This is a genomic window from Peptoniphilus stercorisuis, from assembly GCF_017874395.1.
GTDB lineage: Bacteria > Bacillota > Clostridia > Tissierellales > Peptoniphilaceae > Anaerosphaera > Anaerosphaera stercorisuis.
Genome location: NZ_JAGGLJ010000012.1, coordinates 37,895 through 57,230 on the forward strand (window position 1 = coordinate 37,895; position 19,336 = coordinate 57,230).

Annotated in this window: 20 protein-coding genes; 6 read left to right on the forward strand and 14 right to left on the reverse strand. The window is 28.9% G+C overall.

Annotated features, from left to right (window positions below; all coding sequences use genetic code 11):
* Positions 1 to 71 precede the first annotated feature (71 nt).
* Positions 72 to 722, forward strand: coding sequence for a trimeric intracellular cation channel family protein (locus J2Z71_RS06615; RefSeq protein ID WP_210061269.1), 651 nt, complete (start codon positions 72 to 74; stop codon positions 720 to 722).
* 85 nt (positions 723 to 807) lie between these two features.
* Here the strand turns inward: J2Z71_RS06615 and J2Z71_RS06620 are convergent, their stop codons facing one another.
* The 7 genes from J2Z71_RS06620 to J2Z71_RS06650 form a co-directional block, all read right to left on the reverse strand.
* Positions 808 to 1,530, reverse strand: a complete 723-nt coding sequence (locus tag J2Z71_RS06620; protein ID WP_210061271.1) for an amino acid ABC transporter ATP-binding protein — start codon at positions 1,528 to 1,530, stop codon at positions 808 to 810.
* A complete protein-coding gene (locus J2Z71_RS06625) occupies positions 1,527 to 2,204 on the reverse strand; it encodes an amino acid ABC transporter permease (protein ID WP_210061273.1) in 678 nt (225 codons plus the stop codon). The genes J2Z71_RS06620 and J2Z71_RS06625 overlap by 4 nt, the downstream gene beginning before the upstream one ends.
* A 72-nt stretch (positions 2,205 to 2,276) precedes the next feature.
* Positions 2,277 to 3,092, reverse strand: coding sequence for a transporter substrate-binding domain-containing protein (locus tag J2Z71_RS06630; RefSeq protein ID WP_210061275.1), 816 nt, complete (start codon positions 3,090 to 3,092; stop codon positions 2,277 to 2,279).
* 278 nt (positions 3,093 to 3,370) lie between these two features.
* Positions 3,371 to 4,021 (reverse strand): ABC transporter permease, encoded by a 651-nt coding sequence (locus J2Z71_RS06635; RefSeq protein WP_210061277.1) that lies wholly within the window; start codon positions 4,019 to 4,021, stop codon positions 3,371 to 3,373.
* Complete coding sequence (locus J2Z71_RS06640) at positions 4,018 to 4,941, reverse strand: osmoprotectant ABC transporter substrate-binding protein (RefSeq protein WP_210061279.1); 924 nt, start codon at positions 4,939 to 4,941, stop codon at positions 4,018 to 4,020. The genes J2Z71_RS06635 and J2Z71_RS06640 overlap by 4 nt, the downstream gene beginning before the upstream one ends.
* The gene (locus J2Z71_RS06645) at positions 4,931 to 5,575 is read right to left on the reverse strand and encodes an ABC transporter permease (RefSeq protein WP_210061281.1); all 645 of its coding nucleotides are present in this window, start codon (positions 5,573 to 5,575) and stop codon (positions 4,931 to 4,933) included. Before J2Z71_RS06645 ends, J2Z71_RS06640 begins: the two co-directional genes overlap by 11 nt.
* Positions 5,568 to 6,770: an ABC transporter ATP-binding protein gene (locus J2Z71_RS06650; protein ID WP_210061283.1), complete on the reverse strand. Its 1,203-nt coding sequence runs from the start codon at positions 6,768 to 6,770 to the stop codon at positions 5,568 to 5,570. Before J2Z71_RS06650 ends, J2Z71_RS06645 begins: the two co-directional genes overlap by 8 nt.
* A gap of 237 nt (positions 6,771 to 7,007) precedes the next feature.
* Between J2Z71_RS06650 and J2Z71_RS06655 the strand changes: the two genes are divergently transcribed.
* The gene (locus J2Z71_RS06655) at positions 7,008 to 7,526 is read left to right on the forward strand and encodes a hypothetical protein (protein WP_210061285.1); all 519 of its coding nucleotides are present in this window, start codon (positions 7,008 to 7,010) and stop codon (positions 7,524 to 7,526) included.
* Positions 7,527 to 7,547: 21 nt separating this feature from the next.
* Here the strand turns inward: J2Z71_RS06655 and J2Z71_RS06660 are convergent, their stop codons facing one another.
* The 3 genes from J2Z71_RS06660 to J2Z71_RS06670 all read right to left on the reverse strand — a co-directional run bounded on the left by J2Z71_RS06660 (position 7,548) and on the right by J2Z71_RS06670 (position 10,428).
* On the reverse strand, positions 7,548 to 8,471 hold the full coding sequence (locus J2Z71_RS06660) for a D-alanyl-D-alanine carboxypeptidase family protein (RefSeq protein WP_210061287.1): 924 nt from the start codon (positions 8,469 to 8,471) through the stop codon (positions 7,548 to 7,550).
* A gap of 173 nt (positions 8,472 to 8,644) precedes the next feature.
* Positions 8,645 to 10,174, reverse strand: a complete 1,530-nt coding sequence (locus J2Z71_RS06665) for a hypothetical protein (protein WP_210061289.1) — start codon at positions 10,172 to 10,174, stop codon at positions 8,645 to 8,647.
* Positions 10,175 to 10,221: 47 nt separating this feature from the next.
* Positions 10,222 to 10,428 carry a heavy-metal-associated domain-containing protein gene (locus J2Z71_RS06670; RefSeq protein WP_210061291.1) on the reverse strand — a complete coding sequence of 69 codons (207 nt, stop codon included), beginning with the start codon at positions 10,426 to 10,428 and terminating at the stop codon, positions 10,222 to 10,224.
* 163 nt (positions 10,429 to 10,591) lie between these two features.
* Here J2Z71_RS06670 and glsA point away from each other — a divergent pair, with 163 nt between their 5' ends.
* From glsA to J2Z71_RS06685, 3 genes are all read left to right on the forward strand, one after another.
* Positions 10,592 to 11,515, forward strand: coding sequence for a glutaminase A (glsA, locus tag J2Z71_RS06675; RefSeq protein ID WP_210061302.1), 924 nt, complete (start codon positions 10,592 to 10,594; stop codon positions 11,513 to 11,515).
* Between the two features lie 50 nt (positions 11,516 to 11,565).
* Positions 11,566 to 12,264 carry a hypothetical protein gene (locus J2Z71_RS06680; protein ID WP_210061305.1) on the forward strand — a complete coding sequence of 233 codons (699 nt, stop codon included), beginning with the start codon at positions 11,566 to 11,568 and terminating at the stop codon, positions 12,262 to 12,264.
* 301 nt (positions 12,265 to 12,565) lie between these two features.
* Positions 12,566 to 14,077 (forward strand): aldehyde dehydrogenase family protein, encoded by a 1,512-nt coding sequence (locus tag J2Z71_RS06685; RefSeq protein ID WP_210061314.1) that lies wholly within the window; start codon positions 12,566 to 12,568, stop codon positions 14,075 to 14,077.
* Positions 14,078 to 14,137: 60 nt separating this feature from the next.
* On the opposite strand, the gene J2Z71_RS06690 is transcribed toward J2Z71_RS06685, so the two are convergent.
* The 4 genes from J2Z71_RS06690 to sdaAB are packed head-to-tail and all read right to left on the reverse strand — an operon-like array spanning position 14,138 to position 17,352.
* Positions 14,138 to 14,548, reverse strand: coding sequence for a hypothetical protein (locus J2Z71_RS06690; RefSeq protein ID WP_210061316.1), 411 nt, complete (start codon positions 14,546 to 14,548; stop codon positions 14,138 to 14,140).
* A 9-nt stretch (positions 14,549 to 14,557) separates the two neighbouring features.
* Positions 14,558 to 15,775: a dicarboxylate/amino acid:cation symporter gene (locus tag J2Z71_RS06695; protein WP_210061317.1), complete on the reverse strand. Its 1,218-nt coding sequence runs from the start codon at positions 15,773 to 15,775 to the stop codon at positions 14,558 to 14,560.
* 27 nt (positions 15,776 to 15,802) lie between these two features.
* A complete protein-coding gene (gene sdaAA, locus J2Z71_RS06700) occupies positions 15,803 to 16,681 on the reverse strand; it encodes an L-serine ammonia-lyase, iron-sulfur-dependent, subunit alpha (RefSeq protein ID WP_210061319.1) in 879 nt (292 codons plus the stop codon).
* Between the two features lie 2 nt (positions 16,682 to 16,683).
* On the reverse strand, positions 16,684 to 17,352 hold the full coding sequence (gene sdaAB, locus J2Z71_RS06705) for an L-serine ammonia-lyase, iron-sulfur-dependent subunit beta (protein WP_210061327.1): 669 nt from the start codon (positions 17,350 to 17,352) through the stop codon (positions 16,684 to 16,686).
* A 329-nt stretch (positions 17,353 to 17,681) separates the two neighbouring features.
* Here sdaAB and J2Z71_RS06710 point away from each other — a divergent pair, with 329 nt between their 5' ends.
* Positions 17,682 to 19,226 carry an AbgT family transporter gene (locus tag J2Z71_RS06710; protein WP_210061330.1) on the forward strand — a complete coding sequence of 515 codons (1,545 nt, stop codon included), beginning with the start codon at positions 17,682 to 17,684 and terminating at the stop codon, positions 19,224 to 19,226.
* The last annotated feature ends 110 nt before the right edge of the window (positions 19,227 to 19,336 follow it).

Below are 19,336 nucleotides of genomic sequence, written 5' to 3' on the forward strand. Positions count from 1 at the left end.
TAGCCTTCTTTTTTTGTACAAAGTTTCAGAAATTATAGTATAATTAATTAAAATACAATTAGGAGAATTATATGTTTAATTATAAGAATATAGATGTGATTTTAGAAATAATAGGAACTATTTCTTTTGCATCTTCTGGAGCAATGATTGGAATTAGAAAAAAGATGGATATTTTTGGTGTAATTGTCCTTGGAGTAGTCACGGCTCTTGGTGGAGGATGTACTCGTGATATAGTTCTTGGAATTGAACCACCAAGTATGTTTGTAGATAGTTTTTATGCAATTCTTGCTGTTATGTCATCAGTAATATTATTTGTGATATTTTATTTTAATGTAGATCTTTTAAAGTCAAATGCACTAAAGATATATGAGGAATTTATGATAATTCTTGATGCAATAGGTCTTGGAGCTTTTACTGTAACTGGAATTAATACAGCTATGGCGCTTGGATATACTGATGATAAATTTTTACTTATTTTTGTTGGAATGGTAACAGCAATAGGTGGTGGGATAATAAGAGATATTTTTTCGAATTCTGTTCCCTTTGTATTTAAGGAGCAAATTTATGCAATGTCATCTTTTATTGGAGCGGTCTTTTATATTTATTTTAGATATATTATTCCTGCTGATTTACTTATGATTTTTACAGCAATAATAGTTTTTGCAAGTAGAATGATTGCTGTAAAATTTGATTTACAACTGCCAAAAATACATTTTGATTAGTAAAAGTATTTTGGGTATTTTTATAATTTCATATAAGTGAAATTTGATTAATAAAAAAACCACTAGATTATCTAGTGGTTTTTATTTATAATACTTTACTTAAAAAGTCTTTAGTTCTTTCTTCTTTTGGATTATCTAAAATTTCTTCTGGAATATTTTCTTCTACAATATATCCTTTATCCATAAAGATTATTCTATCTCCAACTTCTCTTGCAAATCCTATTTCATGAGTAACAACAACCATTGTCATTCCATCTCTTGCAAGAGACTTCATAACTTCTAAAACCTCTCCTACCATTTCTGGATCAAGAGCTGATGTTGGCTCATCAAAAAGCATTATTTCAGGCTCCATACAAAGTGCACGAACTATTGCAATTCTTTGTTTTTGTCCACCTGATAATTGCTTAGGATAAGAGTCTTTTTTATCAACAAGTCCAACTCTTTCTAAAAGTTCGATTGCTTTTTTATTTGCTTCTTCTTCTGTCATTGTATTTGTCAGAATTGGAGCTAGAGTTATATTTTGAAGTATTGTTTTATTTGGAAATAGGTTAAATTGTTGAAAAACCATTCCCATTTTTTTACGAACATTATCTATATTAATATCTTTTTTTGTTATTTCTTCATTATCAAGATAAATATGTCCAGATGTTGGAGTTTCTAGTAAGTTTAAACATCTTAGAAATGTAGATTTACCACTTCCGCTAGGTCCTAGTATAACTACTACTTCTCCGTCTTTTATTTCAGCATTTATATCCTTTAGTACTTCTAAATTACCAAAGGATTTTTTTAAATTTTCAACCTTAATCATTGTGCGCTAAGTCTCCTTTCTAGTGCTTTCATAGCTTTTGAAAGACTATAAGTCATTACAAAATATATTATTGCAGAATATATAAAAGGTCTTATTGATTCAAAAGTTGTACCTCTTATAACATTTGCGCTATATGTTAAATCAGCTATACCAACATTTAAAACTATTGCAGTTTCTTTTATTAATGAGATAAATTCATTTACAAGAGATGGCAATATGTTTTTTAATGCTTGTGGTAATATTACATTTTGCATTGCTTGTTTTTGACTTAGGCCAAGAGATCTTGCAGCTTCCATTTGACCTTTATTAACACTAAGTATTCCTCCTCTTAAAACTTCTGATATATAAGCTGAAGAGTTAATACAAATTGCTACGGAGCAAAGAAACATAGAGTTTCTAAAAAATAATGTATTTTGTGGAATAATTGATTTTAGTCCATAATAGAAAATAAAAAGTTGAACAAGCATTGGTGTTCCTCTAATTATATCTACATAAATTGTAGCTATTCTTTCTAAGATTTTACTTTTGCTAAGTCTCATAAAGCAAATCAATAATCCAATTAATAGTCCTAGAATTACACCAATTAGTGAAAGTTCTAAGGTTACAATAGCTCCTGATAAATAAGATGTTCCAAATCTTCTAATAAATTCAATTTGACTTTGTATAAAGTTCATTTTTCCTCCTAAATGTTAAGTTGTATTCTATTAAAAATAAAAAATCCCTCTAGTGAAAGAGGGAATAATTTCCTATTTAGCACTCTTTTCTGAAAGTTCTTGATATTCTAAGAACCAGTTATCAACTTGATCTGTTGAATTTAAATTCTTTATGCTTTTGTTGATTTCATCTAAAAGTGAAGTGCTACCTTTTCTAATAGCTACACAGCTTCCATTTTCATTTGGAATACCAAGGTCAATAATTTGTAAATTTTCATTTAAGTTTTCAAATTGTTGAGCTGGTAATAATGTCATAAAAACGGCATCTAAAGTTCCATTTTTAAGATCCATAATTAGATTATTATTATTTGGAATTCCAACAATTTCTGCACCGAAGTTTTCTTCTGCATATTTTTGTTGTGTAGAGCCTAGTTGAGAGCCAATTTTCTTGTCTCTTAAATCCTCTACAGACTTATATTTATTAGCGTCTTCTTTTCTAACAAGGATAGTTTGACCTTGTTCAATGTATGGGTCTGAAAAGTCTGCGGCTTTAAGTCTATCTTCATCGACAACCATGCCAGCGATTATCATGTCTATATCATTAGAATTTAGTGCTGGAAATAAACTGTCAAAAGACATGTCTTTGATAGTTAGTTTGACACCTAAATCATCTGCTAATTTTTTAGCAATTTCAATATCAACACCAACAATTTCATCACTACTTCCATCTATAATATGCCATTCAAATGGTGGATAGTCAGCAGATGTACCAAGGACTATTTCACCTTTTTCTTTTATATCTGCTAAAGATGTGTCTTGTGATGTGTCTTTACCTGAATTATTTCCACAACCAGATAAAATTCCAACTAGTAGTACGGCGATCGTCAATAAATAATATTTCTTCTTCATTTTTTAATTAATCCTCCCTTAGATATTACAAAACATTTTCTAACAAATAGGGAAAGATCTCATAGATTTGGAAATATTTGACATTTTTTGAATGTAAGTGCAAATGTTATTCCAGTTGCTCTTGACTGTATTTAAGATACTCAAGATTAAGGCCTCCTTTGATGTGATTTTCTATAAATTATACTTGATATTTTAGATAAATACAAGGATTTAATACTATGAAGTGGGTAATATAAACCTAAGAAATTATGAACAAATTATTACAATTAGTTTGATTATTAACTAATTCTAGTTGCAGTTTTTGGCATAAGTTTCTTTTCAAGTTTACCAAGTATTACATCAGACAAAATTGCCATAATAGCTGTAGGTATTGCTCCTGCAAGGATAATTGCCTCTCCATTTGCAACATCAATTCCTCTTGAGATTATATCTCCAAGTCCACCTGCTCCAATAAATGTACCTACTGCAGTAACACCTATTGCAACTACAAGGGCATTTCTAACACCACCCATAATAACAGAAATAGAAAGAGGAAGTTCAACTTTTATAATACGTTGAAGTCTTGTCATTCCCATTCCCTTAGCGGCATCTAGGATTTCTGGTTGTATTGAGTTTATTCCAGTTGTAGTATTAGTTAATATTGGAAGTAAACTATATAAAAATACTGCCATAACTACAGTATTTGAACCAATTCCCATAGCAAGCATTAGTATTGCAAGCATAGCAAGAGATGGTACTGTTTGTAATACATTTGCAAATCCTATAATAACTTTTGAAAGTTTAAATCTTTTAGATATGAAAAACCCCAAAGGTATTCCAACAAGACTTGCAAAGAGTACACCATATATTGAAATTAAAAAGTGTCTTAAAAATTGTTCAAAAACATATGCTCCATTTACATAATAGTAGGTAATTAATTTCGCAATCATTTAGTCACCTCATTTTCAAAATAATTGTTTTCTTCTAAAAATTCTTTTGCAACATATTTTGGTTCTATTTGGTCTTCTGCACCTTTTTTGTTCATAGATTGCATAGTAACTGTATCTATTTTTCCGATTAATTTCATAATTATATTTTCAAGTTCTGGATGCTCATCAAGGACTTCTTGAGATGCTACAGGTGAGCAGTCATAAGCTGGAAATAGTTGTAAATCATCTTCAAGCAATATTAGCTTGTAAGAATTTATTCTACCATCTGTTGAATATCCAAGGACTGCATCCATTTCTTCGTTTTTTACAGCTGAATATAATAATCCAAGTTCCATTGGATAAATATTTTTAAATTCAAAGCTGTATTTTTTCTTGAAGTCTTCATAGCCATCACCTTTTCTGTCCATCCAAGCTGTGTCTACTCCAACTTTCATATCATCTTTTAAATCTACAAGGTCTGATATTTTTTCTAAATTATGTTCTTTTGCATAATCTTCACGAACCATAAAGGCATAAGTATTTGCAAAACCATAAGATGGAAACCAAACTCTGTTAAATCTTTCTTTATATCCCTTTTGCACAGTGTCCATTGCAAGTTCTGGATCTGTAATAGGATCCATTGCAAGTTCTCCTGTTAGGGAAGTACCAGTATACATTCCACTAGAAATATTCACATCTCCATTTAACATAGTTGTGTGAATTAAAGTAGTAGAACCGAGATTATTTATTATATCTACTTTTAAATCATCAGAATAATGTTCAATCATTTGTTTTAGGATTTCTGCTAAAACTTGTTTTTCAGTATTATTTCCAGATGCTATTACTATATCTTTTTTTGCATTTTCACCAAGACCTGGAAGGGAACAAGATGTTAAGATTAAAGCACATAGAAATATTGAAAATATTTTTTTAAGCTTCACTTACTGCACCTCCTGAACTTTTAATAGGAGAAAGTTTCTCTTCTATTTTTCCAAGTAAAAAATCTGCAAGTAATGCCATAATAGTTACAGGAATTGTTCCCCAAATAATCATTGCAGGAATATAGTTTTGAAGCCCTGTAAATATATAATTACCAAGTCCTCCAGCACCTATATAGGAAGCAAGAGTTGCCCAAGCAAGTACATATACAGCAGAAAGTCTAATTCCACTCATAATAACAGGCATTGCCATTGGGATTTTTATTTTAAATAAAATTTGTTTTTCAGTCATTCCCATTCCCTTAGCAGCATCTATTAGATTTGGATCTACATTTACTATTCCAAGATAAGTATTTCTTAAAATTGGAAGTAGGGAATATATAAAAAGTGCTATTATAGCAGGTTTTTTACCAACACCTATAATAGTCATTATTGCAAGAAGGGCAAAGGATGGAATAGTTTGTAGTACTGATGCTACAGCCATTACAATTTTTGCTCCTAGTTGTGATTTTGTAATTAATATTCCAATGGGAACTGCAACAATTACACCTAAAAAAAGTGAAAATGCAGAAATATATAAATGTTCTACAGCTTTAAATAAGATTTCTATATAATTATTTGTAAGAAAATCAATCATTATTATCACCTTGAGCCTCATGAATTAATTCTTGGAAATTATCATCTTCATCAACTAAAGGTTCATCATCGCTTTCGTCGTCCTCACTCCATAAGTTAGTATAAATTGTATCAACTATTGAAGCACGAGTTACAAGGCCAACAAGTTGATTTTTTTCATTTACAACTGGAAGGTTTTTAAATTTCAATACATAAAATTGATGTATTGCCTCAATAATTTTAGTGTCATTTGAAATAGCAAAGGACTTAGTCATAATTTCTTTCATAGTAGGATTTCTTCTACCGACTTTTCCAAGATCAAATATTCCAACTACACCTTTTAGATAATTGTCATCATCTGTAATAAAAAGTGTATCAACACGTTTTTCTCTCATTAGAGAAATAGCCTCATAAGCTGTCTTATCTTCTGATATAGAGATAGGATTTTTTATCATAATTGTCTCTACAGTATTATAAGAAGTTTTAGCTTCATTTAGTTTTTCTTCACCAAGAAGTTCCTTAACATAATCTGTTGCAGGATATTTTAGTATATTTTCAGGAGTATCTTGTTGAATAATATTTCCCTTATCCATAATAACTATCTTATCTGCAAGAGTTAGAGCCTCATTCATATCATGAGTAACAAATATAAAAGTTTTACCTAGTTCTCTTTGAAGTTTTTTAACAAGTTGTTGAAGTGAATCTCTTGTTATTGGATCAAGTGCTCCAAAGGGTTCATCCATAAGTATAATATTTTGATCAGCAGCAAGAGCTCTAATTACTCCAATTCTTTGCTGTTGTCCTCCTGATAATTCTGAAGGATACTTATCTAGATAACTAATAGGTAAATCAACTTTTTCAATTAAATTTTCAGCAAGTGGACGAAGTTTGTCCTCGTTCCATTTTAAAAGTCTTGGAACCATAACTATATTTTCATAAATAGTCATATGTGGCATAAGACCAATTTGCTGAATAACATAACCAATTTCACGCCTTAATGCTACTGGATCATATTCCATTATATTTTTTCCATCAATTAGAATTTCTCCAGAAGTGGGTTCATTCATTCTGTTTATCATTCTCATACATGTAGTTTTACCTGAGCCTGAAGTACCTATGAAGCAGACAAATTGTCCATCTTCAATTTTGATATTTATATTTTCTGCAGCTACTTGATTGCCAGGATAAATTTTTGAAACATTTCTAAATTCAATCATATTTCATAATTCCTTTCTGTATAAATAGTCTAACTTTTGAGCTCACCTACTATATAGTTTATAGTAAAGTGTCCTACTTCGCAAATTTAGAATCCTTGTAAAGGTTTGCAAAATAGGTGAAAAAATGTTAAAATCTCTAGAATAGATATTAATTTAATACCCAGAATGGCTAAAAATGGCACATAAAAATTAGTTTACAAAAATAATGAAAAAATTTATTTAAAATAGGAGGCATTTATGAGATTAGTTATAGCAATACTTACTATCTTTATAGGAAGAAAGATTGGAAAATATTTAATGCTTAAAAAATTTACAAATAATCAAATGGATTTAATAAATGGAAAAGTTAAATCTGCAGAAATTAGCAATAAAGATATTTTAATGGGAACAGTAAGTAGAAAAGATGCAGAAAAAAATTTAAGCAAAGAAGAATATGATAATTTTATGATTAAATATTTAGAAATTTTTGATGATGATATAAAAAAGAAGATTAATATAGAAGATTTTTTATATAGAAAAATTAGAATAATTGCAAAATTTGACTTAATAGCACCCTTTAACAAATATTCAGGATCAGAAGAAAATATGTTTGAAGATGGTGAATTTGACGAAAAAAGAGATGAACTTAGAAAAACATATAATAATTATTTAAAAGAAAATACAGAAAATAAAAACATTATAGAATTTGAAACAAATTATTATAATACATATTGGAAAGGTATTTTTGAAAAGGGATTATTAGAATTAAATAACTAAAATAAAGCCACCTTTGGTGGCTTATTTTATTACCTCATTATATAGATAGATATTGTCTAAAATATGAGTGTTTTCTAAATGGTTATTTCCTAAAGCATTAGCTGTAATAGTAATATATTCATTATTGTTTTTTATTCCATAGGTTGCAAGGCAAAGACCAGCCTCAGGAGTAAAACCTGTTTTTGCACCTAAAATATAATTATTACTTATGGAATTATTTTCAACAGAATTAAAAAAACTACTTTTTAAAACTAGACCATTATAAGTAGTGTGTTTATTTTTAGTAAATATTGCCTTAAAATCTCCATCATTAAGAGAATAGGAAAGAAGTTTAGCTAAATCTTCTACAGTAGAGTAGTTTTTATTATTATGAAGTCCAGAAGAATTACTAAAATGAGAGTTTTTCATTTTTAATTTTTTAGCTTTTTTATTCATTAGCTTAACAAAATTTGCCTCATCTTTTGAAATAAAATATTCTATACTAGAAGTTGCATCAGCTCCAGAAGGAAGCATCGCTCCATATAATAAGTCTTTATATAATACATTATCTAAGGCTTTAAATCCTGCAATAGAGGCATGAGTATATGCTAGATTATCAAAAATATTATTTGGAATAGTTACTAATTCATTGATATTATCATATTCTTCAATACCTATAATAGTAGTCATTATTTTAGTTAGAGAAGCAGGGTATATTTTTTCATCTGGGTTTTTAGAATAAATAATCTCCTTAGTATTTAGATTAATTACAATTGCACTTTTACTAGAGATATTATTATCAAATATTTGTTTTTGCTCATCACTATAATTAAAATTAGTAGTAAAAGTATTTTCTTTATGAGCACTTATAAATCTTTTAAGCCTTACATTATTATCAAAAAAGGCAAACTTTATAAAAAACATCAATACAAATATAAATATAAATGCCCTTAAAAATTTTTTCAAAAAATCATCCTTTCTATATATTATTAATAAGTAGTTTTATTTTTAATAAAAACATACTTAATATATACTTTTCATTGATTATTATAAATTAAAGAAATTACAATTCTATTAAGAATATCTTAATAATAAAATAAGCCTATGAACTATTATGTCCATAGGCTTAAATTCTAGTTTTAAATTTTAAAAATCTTTAAAGGATTTATATAAATATATTGTTTAAGTTTTTCTAATGTTTTTTCTCGTAGAGAATTAAATTCATCATTATTTAGAGAAAAGATATCTACACTTTTTTCTGAAGGGACTATAGTAGGTTTTTCTGCTAGAAGATAAGTCTTTCCATTCATAGTAAAGTGTTTATCGCTTTTTGGATTAATATAATTTAGAGAATTAATATTAAAAGCGAAGGCATTGTCTGTAATATCGCTAAATACTCCATTAATATCTATTGCGATATTTTTATTAAATCTATAGTCTATTTCTTTTAGATTTAGATTGTAGTTGAATTCCTTTGATTTTTCATTAAAAGTACTTTTAGAATTTAGTATTTCTTCGTTGTCTATTAGTATATTACTTAATAATTTATTTGAGTTTTTATTATTTTCTAAAGTTCTATTATATTTAAAATCTTCTCCACTTAAATCAAATATTTCAAGTTCAATATTATCTGTTAAGTTTTTTTCTCCATTAAATGAAAGTTTTAAGACATTATTTGTTTCGTATTTATCGTGATGAGCATTTAAAACTACTGTTTTAGTAATATCTACAAGTAGTAGTTCTTCAGATTCATTTATATAAAATTTTGCATTAATAATTCCCTTGTCTTGATATTTGTCTAGTATTTCTTCGGATTTTTCTCTTAGAGAAGCATGAAGTGTATTTTCATCAAGATCTATATTATAACTTATACTATATGTAGAAATTAGATTTTCGTAAAAGTTTAAGGTGCTAAGTAATAGGTATTTAAAATCAAAGTAAGAAATTTCAAGATTATATTCTTCTAGGGAAGAACTATTGTATTTTTCTTTAATTTCTTCAGGTGCATCATTTATTTTAAATCTGTTTTCGTTTAACATTTCTTGTAAGTTGAAATCAACAAAAGATAAATAATAATCTTTTAAAGCTCCTAATGTATTTGGATATACAAAAAGGTCAAGTTTAATATTTTTTATATTTTCAATGTCTTTTTTGTCCATATTATCTTTATATTCTTTAGATAATAGGTCTGAGTTTAAAAGTTCTTCTCCATAATTTGAAAGGTTGATTTCATAGGTGTTAGAGTCTATGTTTTCGCTATGAAGATAGGCTTTATTATCTAGGAATCTATTATTTATAATTATTGGAGGTGCATCATTTTTTGATACATATATGTCTGAAAGAGCTTTTTTGGCAGTTAATTCTCTTTTGAATAAACTATTTATTTTATATATATTATTTGATTTATTGCATTTTGAAATCATAGAAAATTCATTTGTGAAATTTCCATCTTTTAAAAGTGCTTTATAAAATTTTTCGTTGTCTATTATAGGTATGAAGTCATCGTTTGTATTTATAAATTCTTTTTCAATATTTTCAATTGCTTTTTTTAGGACAATTTTAGGTTCTTTTTTAAGAGATTTACTAAAGGCATATCCTGCTGAAATGACAATTAATGTTGAAATTGTAATAATGAGTATTAAGTATTTTTTTATAAATTTAAGTAGCATTTCAAATCCTCCTTTTTATATAAAAAAATAAGGAGCTTAGCTCCTTATTATTCGATAGATGTTACCTTGTAACCTGCATCTGTAACTGCCTTTTTTAATATTTCATCATTTAAGTCTTCACCAGATACGGTTGCCTTCTTTCTGAACAAAGAAACTTTAACTTCATCTACACTATTAATTTCTTCTAAAGCTTTTTGAACTTTAGCTGAACAGTGTTCGCATGTCATATTATCTATATAAATTGATTTTTTCAAAATATCCCTCCTAGTATTAATTATATACCCAAATAAATTACATTTTTCAATATATATCTATAATAATTGACTATTATACATAATAAATAAAAAAAGTTTAAAAAGATATTGATTATCTACTATAATATAATTAGCAGATATTTTTGACTTTGGAGGTGCAATAATGGATTTAAAAAAGATTAAAGTTTTAATGGAAGAGGCAGTTTCAAATAGTGAATATTTAAAGAATGAAGGTAGTCTTGCAACATATATTCCAGAACTTGCAAAGGTAAGGGCGGATAATTATGGAGTATGTCTTGTAAAGACTAATGGAGATATTGTAACAAGTGGAGATAGTGAGATTAAATTTTCAATACAAAGTATTTCAAAGGTAATAGATTTAATAATGGCTCTTGAAGATGTTGGAGAGGAGAAGGTATTTTCTAAGGTTGGAACTGAGCCTACGGAATACAAGTTTAATTCTATTAGACCGATTAAGGAAAAAGCGGCAAATCCATTAATAAATGCAGGTGCTATTACAACTTGTTCTTTAATAAAGGGAAGTAATGTAGATGAAAAATTTAATAGGGTTATAGATAAGTTAAAGAAATTATCAGATAGTGATGATGTAGTTTTCTTAGAAGAAATATATCACTCAGAAATGAAAACTACTGATATAAATAGATCAATTGCTTATTATTTAAAAAGTATTGGAATAATTGAAGATGATGCTGAGGGAATTTTAGATCTTTATATTAGAAATTGTGCAATAGGTTTAAATATTAAAGAGCTTGCTCATATTGCTGCTGTTCTTGCAAATGGAGGTAAATCTCTAGATGGTAAAGACGTTTTAATAGATAAAGAAGTAGTAAAGACAACTCTTGCTTTAATGGCAGCTTGTGGAATGTATGAAGAAAGTGGAAAGTATCTTATAGATGTTGGTTTTCCATCAAAAAGCGGTGTAGGTGGAGCTATTATAGGAATAATCCCTGGAAAGTGTGGGATATGCACATATTCACCAAGGCTTGATAGTTCTGGAAATAGTGTAAGAGGAAAGAAAATTCTTTCTGAAATGTCAAAATCTCTAGATTTAAACATATTTATATAGAATTTTTTACTTTAATAAAGTTTAAGGTATAATTAATAAGGAAGGATTTTATGAAAAATTTAAAAAAAGGCATAATTTTATCATTATTACTTATTGTTATATCTACGCTAACATCTTGTAATAGCAAAGAGGTGGATAGTAAACAAATAAAAGAAGAAGCATATAAATCAGAAGTTGTAAGTGAATTTTCAATAGATGAAGAGGAAAACAAATTTAATATTGCTGATGTTTCTTTTACATACCCAAAAGATTTAACTATACTTTTTTCTGAAAATAAAGAAGATAGTGAAGATATAATTAAGGAAGATTTAAATAATCTAGGCCTTGATTGTAATGATGTATTTCCAAGGGATTATGAAGAAAACTCAGAGGCTCTTTTAGTAAAGATAAAGGGTGAATACTATCCTATGAATATTAGAGTATATGTAAGTCAAAATCCAAAATACAAAAATTTAAAAAATAATGAAAATGAAGTTCAAGATTTTATTGAATCAGAACTTGAAAAAACTTTTGATGAAAGAACTAAAGAGGTAGAAGTTAGAAAGTACAGATTAAGAGAATATGATGCACCTTTAATATCTTGTAGATCTGAGTATAAAAAAGAATATCCTCTTTTATTAAAATCAAGCAGGGTCTCTTTTATATATAAAGATAAGTTATATATGTTAATATTTACTACTTTAGATGAAAGATTTGCAATAGATTATAATGAATTTAAAGATTTTTTAAATACAATTGAATTTAATTAAGTTTAAACCATAGGGATATCTCTATGGTTTTTTTAAATAAAATTAAAAAATAATAAAATAATTAAAAAAATAATAAAATAATTAAAAAAATAATAAAATCCCATAAGCCTGAGTATCAATGGAAAATCTCCAATAAATTTTTAGATAAGATAGACTAAATTATTGTGTTAAAAATTTAACTTTTAAAAACATTGCATATTCATTAATTTAATCGGGTAAATTAAAATTAAGTAGAACAATATAGGACGTTGTAAATATATTTAATAGATTATATCTATAATTCATCTACTTAATTATAGATATGGAAAGAGGTGCATTAATTTTGAAAAGACCAGATGTAAAATTTGAAAAAGAGTATTCCTTATTTATTGGAGGACAATGGGTAAAAGCTTCTGATGGAGCAACAATGAAAGCATATTGTCCAGCAGATGGATCTCATCTTGCAGATATAGCTCAGGCTACTGCAGAAGATGTAGATAAAGCTGTAAAAGCTGCATGGGAAGCATTTCCTAAATGGAGCAAAACTACAAAACAAGAAAGAGCAAAAATACTTAATAAAATTGCAGATGTAATTGATGAAAATGCAGAACACCTTGCAATGGTTGAAACTCTTGATAATGGTAAACCTATTCGTGAAACATTAGGTGTAGACATACCAGAAGCTGCAAATCACTTTAGATATTTTGCAGGAGTCATAGAAGCAGACGAAGGAAGCTTAAATGTACTTGATAAAGATAATCTTTCTCTTGTATTAAGGGAACCACTGGGTGTGGTAGGACAAATTGTTCCTTGGAATTTTCCGTTTTTAATGGGAGCATGGAAACTTGCTCCAGTTTTAGCTGCAGGAGATTGTACTGTTTTAAAACCATCTAGTACAACTTCATTATCAGTCTTAGAACTTATTAAATTAATTGAAGATATTGTTCCTGCTGGAGTTATAAATATAATTACAGGTTCAGGTTCAAAATCGGGACAATATATGCTAGATCATGAAGGCTTTAGTAAGTTTGCCTTTACTGGATCAACAGAAGTTGGATATAATGTAGCACGTGCTGCAGCTGATAAATTAATTCCAGCAACTCTTGAACTTGGTGGTAAAAGTGCAAATATATTCTTTAAGGACTGTGATATGGATCTTGCAATAGATGGACTATTACTTGGAATATTATTTAATCAAGGTCAAGTTTGTTGTGCAGGTTCAAGAATCTTTGTTCAAGAAGATATTTATGATGAATTTGTAAAAAGGGCAGTAGAAGAATTTAAAAAAGTAAAAGTAGGACTTCCTTGGGATCCAAAGACACAAATGGGTGCACAAATCAACAAAGGACAAGTAAGTAAGATTTTAAAATATATAGATATTGCAAAAGATGAGGGTGCAGAAATCTCTGCTGGAGGATGTCAAATATTAGAAGATAAATTAAGTGATGGATTCTTTATGATGCCAACACTAATTACTAATGTAACTAATGATATGACTGTTGCAAGAGAGGAAATTTTTGGACCAGTTGCATCTGTTATTAAATTTAAATATGAAGAAGATGTAATAAAGATGGCTAATGATTCAGAATATGGTCTAGGTGGAGCAGTTTGGACAAGAGATATTAATAAGGCAATAAGAGTGTCTAAAGCTATGGAAACTGGAAGAGTTTGGGTAAATACTTATAACTCAATTCCAGCAGGAGCTCCTTTTGGAGGATACAAAAAATCAGGAATTGGCCGTGAAACTCACAAGATGATCCTTGATGCTTATTCACAAGTTAAAAATATTATAATTAATACTTCTGAAAAGCCAAGTGGCTTTTATAATATTTAAGATTTAAAGATTAATTGTATAAATAAAAAAGACTTAAGATAAAATCTTAAGTCTTTTTTATTAGCCTGAATATTTTTCTTTTAAAAATCCATATCCATTAGTATCAAGTGAATTTTTAACCCATTTTCTAAGTTCTGAAGATTTTATAACTACTCTATCACCAAAGTTTCTTTCAACATCTCTTACGATTAGTGAAATATCAGATTGGTTTATATAGGAGTTATCTCCAAGAGCAGAAGCTGCTCTTTCAAGAGAATAGGCAATTTTTTTACTTGAATAATTTTCTAGATATCCTTCGAATTTTAAAACATATCTCTCACCAGGTTTACAAGATTCATGTTCACAAACTAATTTGTCAAGTACATAGGTCTCAACTTTTTCTAGAAGAGAAATACTTTCATCAAGACTTAAATTCTCTTCTTTAATTTTTGTTGTTATATTTTCACCTAATTTGTTTACAAGATCTTTCATAAAAACCTCCTAGTCTTCCTCTACAGGAATTGGCTTTTTAACTATGTGTTTGTAATAAACTTGTTCAACTATCATTGAAATAGCATTATCTCCAGCTACGTTAGCTGCTGTACCAAAACTATCTTGAGTTAAATATAGGGAAATCAAGATTGAAGCAAGTGGTCCATCAGATGGAATACCTACAACTGGTAAAAATGGTAAAGCACTCATAACAGCTCCTCCTGGAGCACCTGGTGCTGCAACCATAGCAATACCAAGTATTCCTATGAATTTAATCATAAGAGCGTAGCTATGTGGCATTTGATACATGTGAAGTAATGTAAATACACATGCTGTAAGAGTAATTATAGATCCTGGCATATGGCATGTAGCACATAGAGGAATTACGAATTCTCTTATTTGTTTACTTACCCCAATTTTTTTATTACACTCAACGTTTACTGGGATAGAAGCTGCAGAAGATTGTGTACCAACTGCTGTTAAATATCCTGGTATTGCTTTTTTAAATGAAGCAAATGGATTTTTCTTTGAGTAAGTTCCTGCAATAAGAAATAGAACTACTAAATAGATTAAGTGTAGTGCAATTATACAAACGAATATTTTTACGAATATTTGTAGTATTGCAAATACTGATCCTGAGTAAGCCATATTAGCGAAGTTACCAAAGATAAATAGTGGTAGTAATGGAATAATTGCCTTTTCTAAAACCATATTAATAATATCGCTAAATTCATTAACTAATTTGTAAAATCCTTGTCCTGAACCATTTTGTCTAAGTATTGAAATACAAAGTCCCATCATAAATGCAAGTACAAGTGCTGATGTAACATCCATAATAGGGTTTAGTGGAATTTCAAATACTGCTTCTAAACTTCTTCCTGTTGCTTCTGTAATATCAGCTGCCATTTCTTTAGAGATAAAACTTGGGAAGATTGATTTAGCCATAAAGTATGAAGCAGAACCTGCTACTAATGTAGATAGGTATGAAAGTCCAGCTGTTGCTAGAAGTAATTTTCCTGCACCTTCAGATAAATCTGATATACCCTTTGTAACAAATGCCATTATCATTAATGGAATTATGAAGTTTAAGAATTTACCAAAGTTTGAGGAAATAGTAACTGCAATTTGAGTAACTATTGCTGGTAATTGAGTTCCAACTATAATACCAAGAATAATAGCAATAATGAGCTTAGGGATTAGGCCCATCTTTTTCTTTTCATTAGCCATGTCTAACTCTCCTTTTGATTTTTTAAATTATTTATTTTTTCCTAAAAACTCTTCTCTAATCCTTTGACCAGTTTTAGTTCCTGCAAGACCACCTATTCCTGTTTCTCTTAATGATTCATGAAGTGAACGCCCAACCTCTCCCATTGCTTGAGCAACTTCATCAAAAGGAACAATAGATGTTATTCCAGCAAGCGCCATATCTGCTGAAATAAATGCATTCATAACTCCAGAGGCATTTCTAAAAGTGCATGGATATTTTACTAAACCTGCTATAGGATCGCATACAAGACCTAAAACATTTACTAATGTTATACTTGCTGCGTGAAGAGCTTGTTCAGGTGTACCACCTGCCATAGTTACTAGGGCACTTGCTGCCATTGCAGATGCAGAACCACATTCGGCTTGACATCCACCCTCAGCTCCTGCAAAAGTTGCATATTTTGCAATAATTTGACCAATGGCAATAGAAGTTAAAAGTCCTTTTGCTACAGTTTCATCGTCAAATCCGTATTTTTCTTTAGCTGAGACAATTGTTGCTGGCATAATACCAGCTGATCCTGCTGTTGGAGCAGCTACAATTTTACCCATTTGATCATTTACTTCTGCTGTTGAAAAAGCTCTTGCCATAGTTCTAACTAAAAACTTGCCAACAAGAGGTTCTTTTTCCTTTTGATAATCAAAAAACATTTTTGAAAAACCATCAGTCATACCAAAATTAGTAGTATTTGATTTTTCTAGATTTTCAATTGCAGAAGCTTCCATAACATTTATTATTTCAATTAATTGAGCATAGATTTCAGCATCAGATTTTTTAGAATTTTTCATCTCTTCTACTAAAACCAAGTCATAAATGTGACAATTTTTCTCTTTACATACTTCTATAATTTCATTTGCAGTATTATACATAATTAAACCCCCATGTATTTTGTAATATTAAATCTGTCAGCTTTTAAAATAGCATCTTTTAAATTATCTGAAAGCTCTCTGTCGATTTCTACAGTTAGTGTAACAATATTTTTAAGTTTATCTTTTTTTGTATTTATAGATTCAATATTGTAATTATTACCTGCTAATAAAGATGAAACATAAGCTACTGCACCTTTTTGTTCGTCATATTGAAGAAGTATAGTAGGGAATTCTCCTCTAAAATCTATCTCCATTCCATCAATATTTACAATTGTTATAGCGCCTCCGCCAATAGATGTGCCAATAACATATTCATCAGGTTTGTTTTCATAGTGAAAAACTATCTTTACAGTATTAGGATGATATTTTTCACCTAAATCAGTTGTTTTAAAAGAATATTCTATACCTTTTTCTTTAGCAATATTAAAAGAGTCTCTTATTCTTTCATCATCTGTATCAAAGTTTAAGATACCTCCAATTAAAGCCTTATCAGTTCCATGTCCTTTGTAAGTTAAAGCAAAGGAACCATGTAGTAAAAAGTCTACTGATTTGAAATCATTTCCGCAAATTTTTAAAGCAGTTCTTGCAATTCTACAAGCACCTGCAGTGTGTGAACTTGAAGGTCCTATCATAATAGGTCCTAAAACATCAAATGCACTATATTCAGCCATAAATATACCTCCTTAATTTCTCTAATATACCTTATAAATACATTCTATCACCTATTTATATAAAATTACAGTTAAAAGTAATAAAAGTGCAGAACTCCAAAAAGGAAAACGTAATCAATATATATTATATCAGTTATGCCAAAAAAAATAAAAAATAAAAGCTGTAAAAGCTGATAAAATACAGATTTAGACTTGAAGTTTATTTAGCGCTTGATGTATTAATATAAATCTAAAAATTAATGTTTTTTTAAAATTTCAAATTATAATAATTGCCAAAATTGTATAATATATAATATAATAAATTTAATATAAAAAACAAAGGAGGCAATATGGTAAGGAAGAAAAGAGAAAAAGACCAAGAAATTGGCGGATTTTTAAAGAGTATTGAGAAAATAGGTAATAAACTACCCCATCCTGCAATGTTATTCGTGTTATTATCAGTAATAGTTATTGTAATATCACATTTTGTAGCTAAAAATGGAGCAAGTGTTACCTATTTTGATGCAAAGGCAAAGGAAGAAGTTACAAAATCAGCAGTATCTTTATTAAATAAAGATGGGCTTTTTTACATTTTTAACTCAGCAACTACAAACTTCACTGGTTTTGCACCACTTGGTACTGTGCTTGTAGCTATGATTGGAGTTGGTGTAGCAGAATGGACTGGATTATTTAATGCAAGTCTTAAGAAACTACTAATAAATGCCAATCCAAGATATTTAACACCTATTGTAGTATTTGCAGGTATTATTTCAAATATTGCATCAGATGCTGGATATGTTGTAGTAGTTCCAATTGGAGCTATTATATTTGCTATGGCAGGAAGACATCCATTAGCTGGTATTGCAGCAGCCTTTGCTGGTGTATCTGGAGGATTTTCAGCAAATCTTGTAATAGGAACTACTGATCCTCTTCTTACAGGAATTACGAATCAAGCGCTATTAGCATCAGGTATTGATATGCAACTTGCGCCAACATGTAACTGGTATTTTTTAGCTGTATCAACAATATTTCTAACAATAGTTGGAACTTTAGTTACAGATAAAATTGTAGAGCCTAATTTAGGAAAATATACAGGACATTATAAATCAGATGATAGTGAATTATCAGAGCTTGAAAATAAAGGATTAAAAAAAGCTCTTATTGGACTTATAGTTTATGTAATTATAATGAGCTTTTTAATGTTTCCTAAAAATGCAGCCTTTAGATCATTCCAAGAAGATATTGGAAAAAATACTTTAAAGGAATTTTTAGATAATGGACTTATACCAGCAATATTATTATTATTTTTAATACCAGGACTTATTTATGGAAAGACAACTGGAAAGATAAAGTCTTCTCATGACTTAGTAGAAGCTATGACTGAGGCTATGAAATCAATGGGAGGATATATGATTCTTTCATTCTTTGCTTCTCAATTTATAGCTTATTTTGGAAAGACAAATCTAGGTGTTTTAGTTTCTTATAATGGAGCGAAATTTTTAGATGCAATAGGACTTAAAGGTCTTCCTTTAATAATATTATTTATATTATTATCAGCATTTTTAAATTTATTTATGGGATCAGCTTCAGCAAAATGGGCTATAATGGCACCGATTTTTGTGCCGATGATGTCAAATCTAGGACTATCACCTGCACTTACTCAAGTTGCATATAGAATAGGAGACTCAGCAACAAATATAATAACTCCACTTATGAGTTATTTTCCAATGATTGTTGTTTTTCTAAAAAAATATGATGAAGAATCAGGTCTTGGAACATTAATTTCAATGATGCTTCCATATTCTATATTCTTTTTAATATTTTGGACTATTCTAATGGCCTTTTGGATGTTCTTTAAACTTCCATTAGGACCTGGAGTTCCAATATTTATGTAAAAAAAGATCACCCTTATGATTATAATACCTCTAGAGTACACACTAAATAAAAAGTATAATATACTTAATTTAGAAAACTTTGGAGGTGTTATTTTTTTATGGGAAAACAT

What these genes read in the sequence shown, in the direction of transcription:
- J2Z71_RS06635 (WP_210061277.1), bottom strand. Translation starts at nt 4,021, where the DNA reads ATGATTGCGAAATTAATTACCTACTATTATGTAAATGGAGCATATGTT.
- glsA (WP_210061302.1), top strand. Translation starts at nt 10,592, where the DNA reads ATGGATTTAAAAAAGATTAAAGTTTTAATGGAAGAGGCAGTTTCAAAT.
- J2Z71_RS06645 (WP_210061281.1), bottom strand. Translation starts at nt 5,575, where the DNA reads ATGATTGATTTTCTTACAAATAATTATATAGAAATCTTATTTAAAGCT.
- J2Z71_RS06625 (WP_210061273.1), bottom strand. Translation starts at nt 2,204, where the DNA reads ATGAACTTTATACAAAGTCAAATTGAATTTATTAGAAGATTTGGAACA.
- J2Z71_RS06665 (WP_210061289.1), bottom strand. Translation starts at nt 10,174, where the DNA reads ATGCTACTTAAATTTATAAAAAAATACTTAATACTCATTATTACAATT.
- J2Z71_RS06690 (WP_210061316.1), bottom strand. Translation starts at nt 14,548, where the DNA reads ATGAAAGATCTTGTAAACAAATTAGGTGAAAATATAACAACAAAAATT.
- J2Z71_RS06710 (WP_210061330.1), top strand. Translation starts at nt 17,682, where the DNA reads ATGGTAAGGAAGAAAAGAGAAAAAGACCAAGAAATTGGCGGATTTTTA.
- sdaAA (WP_210061319.1), bottom strand. Translation starts at nt 16,681, where the DNA reads ATGTATAATACTGCAAATGAAATTATAGAAGTATGTAAAGAGAAAAAT.
- J2Z71_RS06685 (WP_210061314.1), top strand. Translation starts at nt 12,566, where the DNA reads ATGGAAAGAGGTGCATTAATTTTGAAAAGACCAGATGTAAAATTTGAA.
- sdaAB (WP_210061327.1), bottom strand. Translation starts at nt 17,352, where the DNA reads ATGGCTGAATATAGTGCATTTGATGTTTTAGGACCTATTATGATAGGA.
- J2Z71_RS06650 (WP_210061283.1), bottom strand. Translation starts at nt 6,770, where the DNA reads ATGATTGAATTTAGAAATGTTTCAAAAATTTATCCTGGCAATCAAGTA.
- J2Z71_RS06630 (WP_210061275.1), bottom strand. Translation starts at nt 3,092, where the DNA reads ATGAAGAAGAAATATTATTTATTGACGATCGCCGTACTACTAGTTGGA.
- J2Z71_RS06695 (WP_210061317.1), bottom strand. Translation starts at nt 15,775, where the DNA reads ATGGCTAATGAAAAGAAAAAGATGGGCCTAATCCCTAAGCTCATTATT.
- J2Z71_RS06680 (WP_210061305.1), top strand. Translation starts at nt 11,566, where the DNA reads ATGAAAAATTTAAAAAAAGGCATAATTTTATCATTATTACTTATTGTT.
- J2Z71_RS06655 (WP_210061285.1), top strand. Translation starts at nt 7,008, where the DNA reads ATGAGATTAGTTATAGCAATACTTACTATCTTTATAGGAAGAAAGATT.
- J2Z71_RS06615 (WP_210061269.1), top strand. Translation starts at nt 72, where the DNA reads ATGTTTAATTATAAGAATATAGATGTGATTTTAGAAATAATAGGAACT.
- J2Z71_RS06620 (WP_210061271.1), bottom strand. Translation starts at nt 1,530, where the DNA reads ATGATTAAGGTTGAAAATTTAAAAAAATCCTTTGGTAATTTAGAAGTA.